General features: G+C 61.3%; 19 protein-coding genes. 8 read left to right on the top strand and 11 right to left on the bottom strand.

All coding sequences use genetic code 11. From position 1 onward, the window contains the following. Positions 1-149 precede the first annotated feature (149 nt). Positions 150-1505, top strand: a complete 1356-nt coding sequence (locus KX729_RS05695) for an Nramp family divalent metal transporter (protein WP_219741474.1) — start codon at positions 150-152, stop codon at positions 1503-1505. Here the strand turns inward: KX729_RS05695 and KX729_RS05690 are convergent. Together KX729_RS05690 and KX729_RS05685 are read right to left on the bottom strand one after the other, a co-directional pair. After that, positions 1474-2271: a tRNA1(Val) (adenine(37)-N6)-methyltransferase gene (locus KX729_RS05690; protein WP_219741473.1), complete on the bottom strand. Its 798-nt coding sequence runs from the start codon at positions 2269-2271 to the stop codon at positions 1474-1476. The genes KX729_RS05695 and KX729_RS05690 overlap by 32 nt on opposite strands. Positions 2272-2527: 256 nt before the next feature. Continuing rightward, positions 2528-2749, bottom strand: coding sequence for a putative signal transducing protein (locus KX729_RS05685; RefSeq protein ID WP_219741472.1), 222 nt, complete (start codon positions 2747-2749; stop codon positions 2528-2530). A gap of 98 nt (positions 2750-2847) precedes the next feature. On the opposite strand from KX729_RS05685, the gene KX729_RS05680 reads away from it, so the two are divergent. The 5 genes from KX729_RS05680 (at position 2848) to moaB (ending at position 7823) form a co-directional block, all read left to right on the top strand. After that, positions 2848-3864 carry a polyprenyl synthetase family protein gene (locus KX729_RS05680; RefSeq protein WP_219741471.1) on the top strand — a complete coding sequence of 339 codons (1017 nt, stop codon included), beginning with the start codon at positions 2848-2850 and terminating at the stop codon, positions 3862-3864. Positions 3865-3874: 10 nt separating this feature from the next. Further along, positions 3875-4345, top strand: a complete 471-nt coding sequence (locus tag KX729_RS05675; RefSeq protein WP_219741470.1) for a hypothetical protein — start codon at positions 3875-3877, stop codon at positions 4343-4345. Between the two features lie 183 nt (positions 4346-4528). Beyond that, positions 4529-6361 carry a tetratricopeptide repeat protein gene (locus tag KX729_RS05670; RefSeq protein ID WP_219741469.1) on the top strand — a complete coding sequence of 611 codons (1833 nt, stop codon included), beginning with the start codon at positions 4529-4531 and terminating at the stop codon, positions 6359-6361. Next, the gene (locus KX729_RS05665) at positions 6361-7275 is read left to right on the top strand and encodes a 4-(cytidine 5'-diphospho)-2-C-methyl-D-erythritol kinase (protein WP_219741468.1); all 915 of its coding nucleotides are present in this window, start codon (positions 6361-6363) and stop codon (positions 7273-7275) included. The genes KX729_RS05670 and KX729_RS05665 overlap by 1 nt, the downstream gene beginning before the upstream one ends. After that, positions 7272-7823: a molybdenum cofactor biosynthesis protein B gene (moaB, locus tag KX729_RS05660; protein WP_219741467.1), complete on the top strand. Its 552-nt coding sequence runs from the start codon at positions 7272-7274 to the stop codon at positions 7821-7823. Before KX729_RS05665 ends, moaB begins: the two co-directional genes overlap by 4 nt. 6 nt (positions 7824-7829) lie before the next feature. Here the strand turns inward: moaB and KX729_RS05655 are convergent, their stop codons facing one another. Further along, positions 7830-8348 (bottom strand): glycosyl transferase, encoded by a 519-nt coding sequence (locus KX729_RS05655; protein WP_219741466.1) that lies wholly within the window; start codon positions 8346-8348, stop codon positions 7830-7832. Positions 8349-8480: 132 nt separating this feature from the next. Between KX729_RS05655 and KX729_RS05650 the strand changes: the two genes are divergently transcribed. Together KX729_RS05650 and rnhB are read left to right on the top strand one after the other, a co-directional pair. Then, positions 8481-9638 carry a PA0069 family radical SAM protein gene (locus tag KX729_RS05650; protein ID WP_219741465.1) on the top strand — a complete coding sequence of 386 codons (1158 nt, stop codon included), beginning with the start codon at positions 8481-8483 and terminating at the stop codon, positions 9636-9638. 331 nt (positions 9639-9969) lie between these two features. Continuing rightward, a complete protein-coding gene (gene rnhB, locus KX729_RS05645) occupies positions 9970-10638 on the top strand; it encodes a ribonuclease HII (protein WP_219741464.1) in 669 nt (222 codons plus the stop codon). A gap of 93 nt (positions 10639-10731) precedes the next feature. Here rnhB and KX729_RS05640 read toward each other — a convergent pair whose 3' ends face one another. The 8 genes from KX729_RS05640 to KX729_RS05605 all read right to left on the bottom strand — a co-directional run bounded on the left by KX729_RS05640 (position 10732) and on the right by KX729_RS05605 (position 15675). Further along, positions 10732-11229 (bottom strand): nucleotidyltransferase domain-containing protein, encoded by a 498-nt coding sequence (locus tag KX729_RS05640; RefSeq protein WP_219741463.1) that lies wholly within the window; start codon positions 11227-11229, stop codon positions 10732-10734. A 7-nt stretch (positions 11230-11236) separates the two neighbouring features. Beyond that, entirely contained in the window at positions 11237-11491 is a 255-nt protein-coding gene (locus KX729_RS05635) for a nucleotidyltransferase domain-containing protein (protein ID WP_219741462.1), read from the bottom strand. 75 nt (positions 11492-11566) lie between these two features. Further along, the gene (locus KX729_RS05630) at positions 11567-12052 is read right to left on the bottom strand and encodes a F0F1 ATP synthase subunit B (RefSeq protein WP_219741461.1); all 486 of its coding nucleotides are present in this window, start codon (positions 12050-12052) and stop codon (positions 11567-11569) included. Between the two features lie 4 nt (positions 12053-12056). Continuing rightward, positions 12057-12668, bottom strand: coding sequence for a F0F1 ATP synthase subunit B (locus KX729_RS05625; protein ID WP_219741460.1), 612 nt, complete (start codon positions 12666-12668; stop codon positions 12057-12059). 97 nt (positions 12669-12765) lie between these two features. Further along, entirely contained in the window at positions 12766-12993 is a 228-nt protein-coding gene (locus KX729_RS05620; protein WP_046796018.1) for a F0F1 ATP synthase subunit C, read from the bottom strand. Between the two features lie 66 nt (positions 12994-13059). After that, entirely contained in the window at positions 13060-13812 is a 753-nt protein-coding gene (locus KX729_RS05615; protein ID WP_219741459.1) for a F0F1 ATP synthase subunit A, read from the bottom strand. Between the two features lie 54 nt (positions 13813-13866). After that, positions 13867-14226: an AtpZ/AtpI family protein gene (locus KX729_RS05610; protein ID WP_219741458.1), complete on the bottom strand. Its 360-nt coding sequence runs from the start codon at positions 14224-14226 to the stop codon at positions 13867-13869. Positions 14227-14484: 258 nt separating this feature from the next. Then, on the bottom strand, positions 14485-15675 hold the full coding sequence (locus KX729_RS05605) for a cell wall hydrolase (protein WP_219741457.1): 1191 nt from the start codon (positions 15673-15675) through the stop codon (positions 14485-14487). Positions 15676-15707 lie beyond the last annotated feature (32 nt).

Genomic DNA, 15707 nt, shown 5'->3' with positions numbered 1-15707 from the left:
GTGACGGATTTACAAACGCAATGGCAGACCTGCGGAAACGCCGGAAAACGAACGCGAAACCGGCGCTCAATTTTCCAGTTGCGAATGACTTGCATTATCATTCTAATCAGGCATTATCGCTTACAGAAAAACTGAAAGCATTGCGCATCATGGATATTCTAGGTTCCAAGCAGGATTCCCGGCCCGGCCAGGATGGATGGCGGCATAAGCGCGGCGAAGCCTCGCTTTCCGACGTGCATCGCAGCGTTCACGTCTCCTCGCATGGCTCGAAGCTCCGGCGTATCGCCGCCTTTGCCGGCCCCGGTTATATGGTGGCGGTCGGTTACATGGACCCCGGCAACTGGGCGACGTCGCTCGCCGGCGGCTCGAAGTTCGGTTATGCACTGCTGGCCGTGGCGCTGCTTTCCAACCTGATGGCGATCGTGCTGCAATCGCTCTGCGCCCGGCTTGCCATCGCATCGGGCCGCGATCTCGCGCAGGCCTGTCGTGATGCGTTTCCGAAATGGGTTTCCGTGCCGCTCTGGGCGCTGGCGGAAATCGCCATCATTGCCACCGACATTGCCGAAGTCATCGGCACGGCGATCGGCCTCAACCTGATCTTCGGCATTCCGCTGGAACTCGGCGTGCTGATCACGGCGCTCGACGTGTTCATCATCCTTTATCTACAGAAGCTGGGCTTCCGCTGGGTGGAGGCCTTCATCATCACGCTGCTCGGCGTCATCGCGTTCTGTTTCGGCGTACAGATCTTCTTGGCCGATCCGCAATGGGGCGGCGTCATTCGAGGCTTCTTCCCGACCACGGAAATTGTCACCAATCCGGAAATGCTCTATCTGGCGCTCGGCATTCTCGGCGCCACCGTCATGCCGCATAATCTCTACCTGCATTCCGGCATCGTGCAGACCCGCGCCTATGGCGACACATTGCCGGAAAAGCGCGAGGCGCTGACCTATGCGACGATCGATTCCACCGTGGCGCTCTGTTTCGCGCTGTTGATCAACGCGTCGATCCTGATCCTTGCGGCTGCCGCCTTCAACGCCAACGGCCAGACCAATATTGTAGAACTCGGCGAGGCGCATTCGCTGCTGTCGCCGCTGCTCGGCCTAGCGATCGCCCCGACCCTGTTCGGCATCGCGCTTCTCTGCTGCGGCCTGAATTCGACGGTGACGGCCACACTTGCAGGCCAGATCGTCATGGAAGGTTTCCTGCAGATGAAAGTGGCGCCGTGGGTGCGCCGCCTCATCACCCGCGCCATAGCCATCGTCCCAGCGGCCTTCGTAACCATCTGGTATGGCGATGCGGGCACGGCGGAACTGTTGATCCTCACCCAGGTCGTGCTCAGCCTGCAGCTCTCGTTTGCCGTCTTTCCGCTCGTCATGTTCACGGCGAGCAAGGCGAAGATGGGTGCCCTTGTCGCGCCGCGCTGGCTCTCGACCATCGCCTGGCTGATTGCAGTCGCGATCGCCGGACTGAACGTCAAGCTGCTGATGGATTTCGTTTCGGGCTGAGCCGGGAATAGGCGGCGCGGCCGTTGTTCAGGTCGTCGACGAAGGCGGAAAAGGCGTGCCCCTCCCCGCCATGCACGAAAAGCGGCGCACGCATCGTCAACCGGGCGCGCGAGCCTTTGATGGCCGTGACCAGAATGCGGGTGGCGCTTTCGTCGGTCCGCGGATGAAGTGCGGTAATTTCCAGGCCGCCGAAACGCTTGCCGCAGGCCTCGATGATTTCGACGATCGATTGCGGCCGGGCAATCAGCGACAGCTGCCCGCCGGGCTTCATGATCGCGCCGGCAGTGCGGATCCACGCTTCGAACAGGTCCTGCGTCATCGCATGCGCCTCGGCCTTCAGCGCATCCGGCGTCTTGCGGTCGGCGGCGTCGTTGAAGGGCGGGTTCATGATGACGTGATCGTGGACTTCATCGATGAGACCGGCAGCGACCCGCGGTTTACCGGTGAGGGTCACGTCGGCTTCGATGACTTCGACACGGTCTTTCAGGGCCGCATTTTCCGGTAGTTCGAGAGTTTTGCGGGCATAGTCGGCCATCAGCGGCGACTTTTCGATCAGCGTGATTTTGGCTTCGGAAAGGCGGGAGGCGACGGCAAGACCGGCCGCGCCAGCACCCGAGCCGAGATCGGCGACGCGGACGGGTTTGTCCGAGGCCACGAGCGACGCAAGCAGCATGGCGTCGACGCCGGAGCGATGCCCGCCGCCCTTCGGCTGCATGACGTGGAAATTGCCGCGGTGGAAGGCGTCGATCGTGTGGGTGGGGGTCATGCTGTGGGGCGCCATTGGACGCCGGAGGTTGCCAGCCCCCCTCTGCCCTGCCGGGCATCTCCCCCACAAGTGGGGAGATTGGCTGGGCGCACCGGCTTCCCCAAACAAATATCGTTTCTGTCCGGCACATCTCTACCCGGCAAATCATCAGCTTTACGGGAAGGTCCCCCCGCCTGTGATCTCCCCCCTTGTGGGGGAGATGCCCGGCAGGGCAGAGGGGGGTATTTCCCACCGACGCTCACCGCCGCAGTTTCACTCAAGGCCTCAGCTCCGCCTCAAGCCCGGCATCCTTCAAAATCCGTCGTGCCTCGTCCGCCCGGTCCGTCTCCACCAGAAATCGCCGCGGCAAAAGGCCGAGCGAGCCTTCCAGAACGCTCATCGACTGGTCGGCGATCAGGCAGTGAATACCGGCGTCCTTCATCAGGCTTTCGGACAACGAAAGCACGACGACGTCGTTGGTGCGGATGATCTCCTGCATAAAACCCCTTTAAATCCAGCCGGATGCGATTTGCGCTTGCCGCACTATGCGCCACTTTCTATTGTCGCCCCAATGAATTCATTTAGGAGGCCTGATCGTTGGGCGTCGTCATACCGCTGGAAGAAGGTAAAAACAAATCCGCATCCGTCAAACCCCTCGTGGATTTGACCAAGGCGGACATGGAAAGGGTCAACCAGTTGATCCTGTCCAAGGCGGGGTCCGATGTGCAGATGATCCCGGAAGTGGCCAACCATCTGATCTCGTCCGGCGGCAAGCGGCTGCGGCCGATGCTCACCCTCGCGTCCGCCGTACTCTACGGTTATCAGGGCGACGGCCATGTGAAGCTCGCGACCAGCGTCGAGTTCATGCATACCGCCACGTTGCTACATGACGACGTGGTGGACGAAAGCGACCTGCGCCGCGGCAAATCGACGGCGCGGATGATCTGGGGCAACCAGGCCAGCGTGCTGGTCGGTGACTTCCTGCTCGGTCAGGCTTTCAAGATGATGGTGGATGTCGGTTCGCTCGAAGCGCTGGACGTGCTCGCGACCGCCGCATCCGTCATCGCCGAGGGCGAAGTGCTGCAGCTTTCCGTCGCCAAGAACATGGAGACGACCGAGGACGATTATCTCTCGGTCATCCGCGCCAAGACGGCAGCCCTGTTTGCGGCCGCCGCCGAAGTCGGCCCGATCATCGCCAATGCCGACAAGAGCGCCCGTGCCGCATTGAAATCCTACGGCATGAACCTTGGTTACGCTTTCCAGCTCGTCGACGACGCGCTGGATTACGGCGGCAAGGCTGCTGATCTCGGCAAGAATGTCGGCGACGATTTCCGCGAGGGCAAGATCACCCTGCCGGTTATCCTTGCCTATCGCCGTGGCACGCAGGAAGAGCGCGCCTTCTGGCGCCAGGCGATCGAGCAAGGTGAGAGCAGCGACGAGAACCTTGAAAAGGCGCTCGGGCTGATCACCAAATATGGCGCGCTGAACGACACGATCGGCCGGGCGCTGCATTACGGCACGATCGCCCGCGATGCGCTGGCACCGCTGCCGGCCTCGCCGCTCAAGGACGCGCTTCTGGAAGTCATCGATTTCTCGATCCAGCGCGTCAACTGACGGGCCGCCCTTGACCGTTTCGGATGGAATGCTGGAGCAGGCACTGATCCGGCTTGCCGATCTGATGGCGGATTGCCGCGATCCGTGGTGCGTTTTCGGCGGTGCTGCGATGCGGCTTCACGGTTATCGTGACATGCCGATTGCCGATATCGACGTTCTTGTTTCGCCAGCCGACGGCGAGCGGCTGATCGCGTCGAAAGCTCTGGAAAACGTAGCGGATGGCGGAACCGGGCGTTTCTGCTCCCGCATCCTTCTGCATCCCGATCTCGGTGCTCTGCCGGTGGAAATCCTCGCCGGTTTCGAGATCTTCACGGATGGTTCATGGCAGGAAGTTCGGGTGGGCGACCGGATCGAAATGAAATTCGGTGCGGCCACCGTCTTTATCGCCGACATCGACGATATCGCCCGGATCTTCAGGCTGTCCGGGCGGCCTAAAGACCTTGCACGGCTGACGCTTTTGGAAAAGCCGGCAGGCGACTAAACGATCGTCAAAGTTATCCTGAGCGCTGGGTCAAGATCGGATCACGGATTGGAGAAGTGCCCGTTCCCGGCCGGAGATTTCCTTGCGGACGTGCTTCAAAAAAGCCATTCTGTTGTGAATCAATGAGCTTGAACAAGTGGCGGTATTTCGCAGCCGCTTCGGCTCTTCATGAAAGGCACTTTTATGCGGCAGAGATCCAGTCTCCTTCTGCTTTCCAGCGCGGCTCTCGCAACCGTTCTCCTGTTCGGCACGGTTGCCGGTGCGGCCACTCCGGAAGCGAAGCCCGTGCCAAAAGAAGCGGTAACGTTTACACCCGGCAACGTGAAGTCCTTCTCCGGCGCGTTTCTGGCCGCCCGCACCGCCGACGTGGACCATGACTACCCGACTGCAATCGCGCTTTATCGCAAGGCGCTCGGCTTTGATGCGGCGAACCTTGAAATTCGCGAACGGCTGATGATCTCGCTGCTTCTCAACGGCGATTTCGACGATGGCCTGAAGGAAGCCAACAACCTGAAGGACGATGCCTCCGTCGAGCGCATCACCAAGATCGTCCGCGGCCTCGATGCGCTGCGCGATAAAAAGTTCGATACCGCCAAGAAGGTGCTTGCCTACACCGGCCCGAACGATCTCGACCGCCTGACCCATCAGCTTCTCTCCGCCTGGACGGATGTCGGCGCCGGCAAGACCAAGCAGGCGATCAATACCATCAACGGCCTCAAGGGCCCGGCCTGGTTCAAGGTATTCACCGATTATCACGTCGGCGCCATGGCGCTGGTCGGCGGCGACGTCTCGACCGCCCGCCAGTATCTGAACAATGCCGTTACCAACAAGGATGCGGTCGCCACCGCGCCGGACACGTTCATGCGTGCCGTGATGGCGCTTGCCCGCCTGGAAGCCGCTGCCGGCAACAAGCAGAAGGCACTCGACGCGATTGCCGTCGGTGACGGCGCGGTTGCCAATTACGCGCCGCTGAAGGCGCTGCGCCAGAGCATCGACAAGGGTGACAAGCCGGAACAGCAGATCACCTCCGCTTCCGAAGGTGCCGCCGGCGTGCTCTTCTCCATCGGCGGCGCGCTGAACCGCCAGGGCGCCGAAGACATGGTTTCGCTCTACCTGCAGATTTCCCACGCTCTCGACCAGAAGAGCCCGGATACGCTGATCCTGCTCGGTGGCATTGCCGAAAAGCTGGAACAGCCGGAGCGCGCTATCAAGCTCTATGCGATGGTGCCGGCGGATTCGCCGATGCGCCGCGTTTCCGAACTGCAGCTCGGCGTGACGCTGTCCGACACCGGCAAGGTGGATGAAGCCAAGCAGCACCTGAAGTCGCTGATCGATTCCGATCCGGCCGACATCCGCAGCTATATCGCCTATGGCAGCGTGCTTTCCGAAGCCAAGGACTACAAGGCCATGGCGGAAAATTACGACAAGGCGGTCGATGTGATCGGGCCCGTGCCGCGGCCTTCCGACTGGTCGATCTTCTTCCAGCGCGGCATCGCCTATGAGCGGCTGAAGCAGTGGGACAAGGCCGAGCCGAGCTTCCGCCGCGCGCTGGAGCTCAATCCGGAACAGCCGCAGGTCCTCAATTATCTCGGTTATTCGCTCGTCGACATGAACAAGAACCTCGACGAAGGTCTCGGCATGATCAAGCGTGCCGTCGATGCGCGGCCGGATGATGGCTATATCGTCGATTCGCTTGGCTGGGCCTTCTATCGCATGGGCAAGTTCGAAGATGCGACGACCGAGCTGGAGCGCGCCGTGCAGCTGCGCGCCGGTGACGCGACGATCAATGATCACCTGGGTGATGCCTACTGGCGCGTCGGGCGCAAGCTCGAAGCCGTGTACCAGTGGAACCGGGCGCTGATTTCCGAGGGCGAAGACATCAACCGCGAGCATGTGAAGGAAAAGATCGCCAGCGGCCTGCCGGCGATCGATCAGAACCCTTCGACAGCCGACCGTCAGCCCGAGCCGGCTGCACCGGTTGCGCCTGCACCGGAAAATCCAGACAAGAAGTCCTGATGTTTTCCGACATTTTGAACACACAAAGGCCCGCCGATGACGCGGGCCTTTTTGAACTGGCGCCCGCGAAGATCAATCTTGCCCTGCATGTGGTGGGGCAGCGGGCGGATGGTTATCACCTGCTCGAAAGTATCGTGACCTTTGCCGATACCGGCGACAGGCTTGGGTTTACATCGGCGGATGCTGACGACTTCATTGTATCGGGGCGTTTCGGCCATCTCGTTCCAACGGAGGCCGAAGGTCATCACGGCAATCTCGTGCTGAAGGCCCGCGATCTGCTGCGTCAAGCGCTTGCCGCGCGCGGCGTCCGCTGCCCGCCCGTCGCGATCCACCTTGAAAAGAACCTGCCGGTGGCAGCTGGGATCGGCGGCGGTTCGGCGGATGCGGCCGCGACCCTGCGCGGCCTGCTGCGACTCTGGAATGCCAACTTGCCCGAAGCCGAGCTGTTCGCGCTCGGCCTTTCGCTCGGCGCCGATGTGCCCATGTGCCTCAAAGGCGAAGCGCTGATGGTGAAGGGTATTGGCGAGGATCTCACCCCCCTGCCCGCTTTTCCCTCGCTGTCGCTGGTGCTCGGCAATCCGCTCGTTGTCGTCTCGACGCCGGATATTTTCAAGCGGCTGACGCGCAAAGACAATCCGCCGGTCGGTGCATTCGAAGGCGAATGGATCATCCATCTGAAGGCGCTTCGCAACGATCTCGAACCGCCGGCCCGTTCAATGGTGCGCGAGATCGACCAGATCTCCGCGATGATTGGTGCCGAGGGTGCGCTGCTCACCCGCATGTCGGGTTCCGGTGCCACCTGTTTCGGGATATTTTCCTCCCCTGACGCGGCAAATCGCGCGGCGGAAAACCTTAACGGCCAGAAGCCGGACTGGTATTTTCAGGCGGTTCAAACGGTTGGAAGAGACACATGAACAGGATCGACGAAACGCGCAGCTTCATTCCCGTCGGCATCGCGGTGCTGACCGTCTCCGACACGCGCACGCTGGCGGACGACAAATCCGGCGACACTCTGGTCGCCCGCATAGCGGATGCCGGCCACGTATTGAAGGCCCGGGCCATCGTCTCAGACGACAAGCAAAAGATCGCCGGCCAGGTGCGCGAGTGGACACTCGATCCCGATATCGACGTGGTGATCACCACCGGCGGCACCGGCTTTACCGGCCGCGACGTGACGCCGGAAGCGCTGGAGCCGCTGTTCGAAAAGCGGATGGACGGTTTTTCGGAAGTCTTTCACCGGATTTCCTACGACAAGATCGGGACGTCTACGATCCAGTCGCGCGCCACCGGCGGCGTGGCGAACGCCACCTTCATTTTCGTGCTGCCCGGCTCCCCCGGTGCCTGCAAGGATGCATGGGACGGCATCTTGAAGGCGCAGCTCGACTATCGCCACATGCCCTGCAATTTCATCGAGATCATGCCGCGGCTCGACGAGCACCTGAAGCGCGGCGGCGGCAAGTAATCGCCGTTAGCGGATCGAGGCCGCGACCCAGGCGGGAATCATCTCGCTGGCGAGCTTTGATACCTTGTGGCCTTGGGCCAAGGTTTCCAGATTCATGCCGGACTTGGCGAGCGCTATCGCCTGCTTCTTCTGGATCAGCAGGCCACATTCCAACGGCGGCGCAGTGCGACCGATGCGCTTGAGGAACGGCCGCTTGTAGGTGCGCGACGGCGCAAACCTGGCCGGCTGCCTGTTCAGCGCGATATATTCCATCACCTCTTCGATCCAGCCGCTCTGCAGGCGTGCGCCGGGCTCGACCAGAAGCAGCCATTCGCCGCGCGCACTGCGCAATATGTCCTTGATATCCCAATGGGTATGGAAACGGCAGCCGGCTGCATCGGCGACGCGCGACGAGCCGTCGCGGGAGCCGTGATCCAGCACCACCACGTCGCTCACCAGGCCTTCCACGGCGCCGGAAACCAGCACGGAAAGCGTCTGGGCCAGTTCGGATTCCTTGTCGCGGCATTCCATTATGACAGTCAGCATCCCTGACATTTATCGCATTGCAACAGGGAATGCCACAAACTGTATCGCGATTTTTGTTCTTGCAATGTTCTTATTTTGGCGCTAGGAATTTAATCATCGAGAGCGGGGAGAATTCCTCGTCAGGAGCACCCAATGAACGAGCTGTCCCATTTGCGGCAGGACGCGTTAGCGCCTGCTCATACGGCGGATATTGCCGATGCGCTGGTCAAGGCGTCCGGCCTGCGGATCGATGTCGATCGCCGCCGCGGGCGCGGTGCGGGGCTCAATCCAAGCGGCCGTTTCGAGGAGGAGCGCCGCGAAGCCTTCGACGATGGCTGGCAGAGCCTTGAGGAACTGGAGCCGTTCAGGACCGAAGTGCAGGTGGAAAAACCGCGCACGGCGATCACCCGCAATGAGTCACCGGATATCTCCTTCGACCGTTCGATCAATCCCTATCGCGGCTGCGAGCATGGCTGCATTTATTGTTTCGCCAGACCGACCCACAGCTATATGGGCCTGTCGCCGGGTCTCGATTTCGAATCCAAACTTTTCGTCAAACCCGACGTGCCGAAGCTGCTCGAACGCGAACTGAGCAAGCCGGATTACAAGGTGCGCGCCATCGCGATCGGCACCAATACCGATCCATATCAGCCGGTCGAAAAGGAATGGCGCATCATGCGGCAGATCCTCGAGGTGTTGCAGAAGGCCAATCACCCGGTCGCGATCGTCACCAAGTCGGCGATGATCATGCGCGATATCGATATCCTCGCCGACATGGCTTCCAAAGGCCTCGCCAAGGTGGGTATTTCAGTCACCACGCTCGACCGCAAGCTCGCCCGCAGCATGGAGCCGCGCGCCTCGACCCCTCCCAAGCGCCTGGACGCCATCAAGGCGCTGACCGATGCCGGTATTCCGACGGCGGTCATGGTGTCGCCCATCATTCCAGCGTTGAACGACCATGAGATAGAGCGCATTCTCGAAGCCGGCCATGCGGCCGGCGCGTTGGAGGCAAGTTATGTTCTGTTGCGCCTGCCGCTTGAGGTCGCTCCGCTTTTCCGTGACTGGCTGCTGCAGAACTATCCGGATCGCTACCGGCATGTGATGTCGCTGGTGCGCTCGATGCGCGGCGGCAAGGATTACGATGCCGAATGGAGCAAGCGGATGAAGGGCTCCGGCCCTTATGCCTGGCAGATCGGCCGGCGTTTCGAAATGGCCACAAAACGGCTCGGCCTGGTGCGCCGTGGCCTGCCGATGCGCGACGACATGTTCATCCGCCCGGATGGTGGGGGCATCCAGCTCTCGCTGCTCTGAGGTGGCACCCTGCACCTCCAGCCACCTGCATGGGGCACCGGCATCCCGCCGCCAGAGGATGACGGCTCCCGCAGGTTTTGATCGGGCATGATGCCCAAGCCTTTTAGAATTCCGAAGCGCTGCTCATGCGCTTTGGCGCCTTGTTATCGCATGTCGTTCTCGCAAAACCACGACCCACTTTGCGCGACATGTTGTGATTTTCGGCGCGCCGCCGTCCTGTCCCCTCGCGCCGAAATGTTCCCCGGTTCCACCGCCGCCCCCGGTGGATACGACGCCGCATCGTCCTAGCCGGGGGTTGCAGGAGGTCGGGTGGGCGTGCGAGGTTGCCGCCATGTTGCCTCGCACGCCACCCGATTCTCCGAAGCTTTTTGAAGACCTGCCGCTCGTTCCGGATTTCAGCCTGGAGCTTCTGGCCCGCAAGGCCGGGCATTGGCCGGTCGCCGGCACGGATGAGGCAGGCCGCGGGCCGCTGGCGGGGCCTGTCGTCGCCGCAGCGGTGATCCTCGATCCGGACAATATTCCCGACGGCCTCAACGATTCCAAGCAGCTGACGGCGAACCAGCGCGAGGTGCTGTTCGAAGCCATCATGGCGACGGCCGAGGTTTCGATCGCAGCCTCCGGTCCGCGCCATATCGACGAACGCAACATTCTGCGTGCCAGCCTCGATGCCATGCGCCGCGCCGTGGCCGGTCTCTCGGTGACGCCTGCCTATGTGCTGGCCGATGGCCGGGACGTGCCGCAGGGCCTCTGTTGCCCCGGCAAGGCCGTCATCAAGGGCGATGCCCGCTCCGTTTCCATCGCCGCCGCTTCGATCATTGCCAAAGTGACCCGCGACCGGATGATGACCCGCGCTCATCTCGTTTTCCCGGCCTATGGCTTTGCCAACCACGCCGGCTACGGCACAGCACAACATAGAGCCGGCATCGAGAAACATGGCCCTTGCTCACTGCACCGGATGAGCTTTCGACCTCTCAAGAAGGATATCATGCCGGAGGGCTGATATTTCGCTTGCTTTGTCTCGCATCCATGGGCGAAGAATCTCGGCCTTACCGGCTCTCCCTTCCCCGGATTTCGGCGGAAACGACAACGACGCTCAGACGTCGGGCTTTTCCCGCCGCCATTCCGCCGGCGCGTCGGCACGATAGCCATCAAACAGAAACCCGCCATAAGGTGCGAGGACCCGTTCTGCGATTTCCAGAACTGGCTTGGCTTCCCTGTCGCGAAACAGCGTATCGAAGGCCGCAGTGAATGCGTTGCCCACCGTCTCATCGAAGGCCATCACCTGCCTCGGAAGCCATTTGCCTGAGCCGGACCAATGGCCATTGGCGCGCAGGATAAAATCGCCCAGTGCCTGATAGAGCGCCGCACCGATCGCCACCTGTTCGAAATCCGGCCGCTCGTCGCCCAGATCTTCCAGCAAGCTTGAGATGCCATATCGCGTCCGGTCGAGCTGATCTCGGCCCAGCGGTGACGGGCCCTTGGCCAGGAGAGCGGCCGCTTCGCTGCGCAGCGCCTCTGCGCGCTGCGGACGTGGGCCGACCACCACGCCCTCCACCACCATGCGGATCAGGACTGGCAGTCCTGCCTTCACATCTGCCTCAAGGAACCAGCGGAGCGTGCCATCGAACGAAGGCTTCGAATGGCATGCCTTCGAAAAGCTGCGACCGGCGATGGGCATTCGGCAGAGCCGAATGGAGAACCACGAGGTCGATATCGGAAGACGGAGTGCCCGCGCCACGCATGATCGAGCCGGCCACGAAAGCGAAGTCGGCATCGGCAAAGCGTTCTGCGAGGAACCGCCCGGTCAGGGATAGCGCCTGTTCCCGCGACAGATTTCCACCGATCAAAGCCATCCGCGATCCTCCTGTCAACCAGAACAAAAAGGTCGGGGTTTTGCCCCGGCCTTTTTAAATCTCTGTCTGATCAAATCAGTTCAGGCGAGACTGCACCTTGCCGACGGCGTCCTTGAACAGGGCATCCTGGGTGGAGGTGTCGGTCTTGGCCGAAATGACCCGCTCGGCAGCGGCGATCGCGAGATCGACGGCAGCGGCACGGACGGCGCCGATGGCGTCGGCTTCGGCCTGCTTGATCTTCTGCTCGGACAGCGCGTTGCGGCGGGCGACGAATTCCTCCGTCTTCTGCTTGGCTTCGGCGGTGAGCGCTGCAGCTTCACGTTCGGCGGCGGCAACGATCTGGGCTGCTTCCGCTTCGGCTTCCTTGCGCTTGCGCTGGTATTCGGCGAGCAGGGCCTGGGCTTCTTCGCGCAGGCGCTTGGCTTCGTCGAGTTCCTTGCGGATATTGTTCGCACGTTCGTCGAGCGACTTCGCCATCATGCCCGGTACCTTGAGGTACACGATCAGCGCGAGGAAAAGAACGAGGCCGACGAGGGCAAAGAATGTTGCATCAAATGCCATCGGATCAGGCCTCCGTCTTCGCGGCTGCAACCGCAGCCTTGATGTCGTCGCCGGTCGCCTTGGCGCCGATCAGCTGATCGACGACGGCAGACGCGGTTTCCTCGGCGATCTGGCCGACCTGCGCGAAAGCAGCGGTCTTGATCTCGCCGATACGGGCTTCCGCGGCCGAAAGCTTGGCAGCCAGTTCCGCTTCGATCGCAGTGCGATCGGCAGCAGCCTTGGTTTTTGCAGCTTCGCGGGCAGTTTCGGCGATCGAATTTGCCTTGGAACGGGCAGAAGCCAGTTCCTTTTCATAGGTTTCGACGGCAGCGTCGGCCTCAGCCTTGAGGCGGGCGGCTTCGTCGAGATCCTGAGCGATCCTGTCGTGGCGGTGTTCGAGAATACCGCCGACGCGAGGAACGATGACCTTCTTCATCAGAAGATAGAAGAGGCCGAAGGTGATGACGAGCCACAGGAGCTGCGACGAGAAATGCGTCGAGTCGAAGGGCGGGAAAACACCGCCACCGTGCTCGCCACCATGGGCAGCGCCGGTTTCGGTATGCACTTCGCCTGCGGGCGCGGCATGCGGGTCTGTAGCGGCCGGCGCGGTCTGCGCATATGCCGAGGTCACGAACATCATCACCTCCAAGTACCCAAGGCGGGCAGGTGTATTCCAAATGCGAAGGATCACGGCCACTCAAGAAAAGCGGCCGCGATCCATATCCTGGCAGGTATCAGACTGCGAACAGGAGCAGGAGAGCGATGAGCAGCGAGAAGATGCCCAGAGCTTCCGTAACGGCGAAGCCGAATACCAGACGACCGAACTGGCTGTCAGCGGCAGACGGGTTACGCAGAGCGCCCGAGAGGTAGTTGCCGAAGATGTTGCCGAGGCCGAGGGCCGTACCAGCCATGCCAAAGCAAGCCAGACCTGCACCGATGAACTTTGCTGCTTCCGCTTCCATGAGAAACTCCTTCGAAATGGTTGTTGCGGCTATAGACTGACGCCCAGGACGCCAATGTCGTTATTCTTAGTGCCCGCCCGGATGGACCGCATCGTTGAGGTACATGCAAGTCAGTACCGCAAAGACGTAGGCCTGGAGGAAGGCGACCAGGAATTCGAGACCGGTCAAGGCGACGGTCATGATGAGAGGCAGGACTGCACCGCCGATGCCGAGCGCGCCCATGGTGCCGAGCGAGGCGACGAAGCCTGCGAAGACCTTGAGCGTGATATGGCCGGCCAGCATGTTCGCGAAAAGACGAACGGACAGCGAAATCGGGCGGGACAGGAACGAGATGACTTCGATGGTCGATACCAGCGGCAGAAGAATGCCGGGAACGCCGCTCGGCACGAAGATCTGCAGGAAATGCGTGCCGTGCTTGTAGAAGCCGTAAACGACCACGGTGCCGATGACCAAGACCGCCAATGCAAAGGTGACGATGATCTGGCTGGTGATCGTATAGAAGTAAGGGAACATGCCGAGCAGGTTCGCGGTCAGCACGAACATGAACAGCGAGAAGACGAACGGGAAGAATTTCATGCCATGGCTTCCCGCACCTTCGCGCAGCATGCCGGCAATGAATTCATAGGACATTTCGGCAACCGACTGCGCCCGGCCCGGGATGAGGCCACGCTGCGAGGTTGCGAAATAAAGGAAGCCGGCGGCACAAGCCACGGTGGCGACCATGAAAAGAGAAGCATTGGTAAAGGAGAAATCGATGCCGCCGACCTCGATCGGAACGATCTTGCTGATCTGGAACTGATGGATCGGATCGTTTGACACCGTCTACCTCTTATCCTTCGCCGCGCGAGGCGGCACCTATTCACATGCAACGACCTAGAGGCCGTCCCGCTTCTTATCTTTGGCGGCTTGCTGGGAGAAAGGCGACGGAGCCACCATTCCCACCGTGCGAAGCACATTCAGCACACCGGCGCAGAAACCAAGGAGAAGGAAAACGATCAATCCCCAAGGCGACGTACCGGCAAAACGGTCAAGAAGAAAGCCCAAAATCGCACCAACAGCGATCGCGGAGATGAACTCCGAGGAAATCTTCAGCCCGAGGGCCATGCCCTTGCGGCTTTCCTCAGATTGTGCGTCCCTCTTCGCCTCTGCCGCGTCTTCAGCTTTCCTGCCCGCCAGTTCGGTAGACAGGCGCCGACGGCGCTCTTCCAGACTATCGTCACGATCATCCGTCATTTGCGTCTTCCCTCTTCAAGCCTCCGCCCCGGAAGCCCTTCAACCGCCCAAATGGGCAACTAACGAGGGATTTCGCGCCTTCCGGCCCGCTTTCAAGTCGCGCGCAACATAGTTTTGACCGCCCCTATAGTCAAGGCGTTGCAGGGCGTTCGTTTGAGCTAAATTAACCGAATAAAATCAGCGACTTATTCGCCACGCAACCGGGATCGGGTAAAACTGTCGCGGGAATCAGCGGGCCAATCGGCGGAATGCGGCTCGTCAGCTCCAGCCGCCGCCATAGGTGCGGTAGAAGATATGCAGACCGATGCGGCCGACCTTCTTCATGGTGCGCGCCCAGGAGGGATGAACATAGGCTGCATGATAATGTGTAGCGGAACCGACTTCCGGCAGCCAGATCTTGCCAGCCGTCACCGCCATTGCCACTTCGCGGGCCATCGTCCAGTGATATTCGGAGCGCACCCGGTCCGCGATATTATCGCAGGCAAAGGAGAACTGGCAGCGGTTACGCCAGTCTTCGTTCTGATAAACCACGTCGCAGATCGTCTTCGGATAGGACGGATTGCGAACGCGGTTGAGGATAACCTGTGCCACCGCCGCCTGACCACGGGCGGATTCGCCGCGCGATTCGAAATAGATGCCGGAGGCGAGGCATTGCTGCTGCTTGGCGGAGAACGAATCCACCGGCAGCGGGGTGGCGGCCCAAGCATGATCATCCGCACCGATCGGCGGAATGAAGCGGCCAGGCTTCGGCTTTTCATTCAGGAGCGCATCGAAAGGCGATTGCCGCGCGAAATCCGGCGCCGGTTCGGCATAGGCGGTAGCGAGCACATCGGCGGTCGGATTATTGATCAGCTCGGCGATCATCGGCATGAGATCGCCTTCGGCCGGTTTCGGCTCGTCTCTGCGGAAATAGAAGGACGCCATCTCAATCGGCTCGTCGTTCTTGCCCGGGCGGAGGAAGGCGGTCATCGCGTCCTTATCTTCAACCGGCAAGGTCAGCGAGCTCTGCCTGTCCAGCACCGAGCCGGCCGTGAAGGCTTTTGGCGGCAGCATCGGCTCGACCGAAACGATGCGGCCCTTCTTCTCGGCGCGGTTCACCCTCTCCTCGTCGGGGCGCGGATCGGGCGTCTTGTTCTCATCGACGAGAGCGATCTTGCGGCCGTCGGCAAGCTGGAGACCGGCATTGCCTGAGAAGGCATTGCGGGCGCCCGGGAAAGCGAGGGAGGCCTGATGGATGGAGCCGGCCGGCGAGTCGATCAGCATCATGCGCCACTGTTTGGCACCGTTGAAGCCGGTCAAAAGGTCGGAAAGATCCCCGTGCGCGGGAGCGGACGGAAAGGCAAGCCAGGAGGCAAGGCCGAAGACGGCCGGGGAAATCCATGCATTCAGCCGAACACCGACGTTCGGGAAAACAGAGGATTTGCGACGCTTAACGCTCTTCGAACGCAAAACCGGTAACTCCACAAGGCAACAAGGACCTT

Origin of the sequence: Neorhizobium populisoli, assembly GCF_019430945.1 — a bacterium.
Classification (GTDB): domain Bacteria; phylum Pseudomonadota; class Alphaproteobacteria; order Rhizobiales; family Rhizobiaceae; genus Neorhizobium; species Neorhizobium populisoli.
This window is presented reverse-complemented; position numbering and strand designations above follow the sequence as displayed.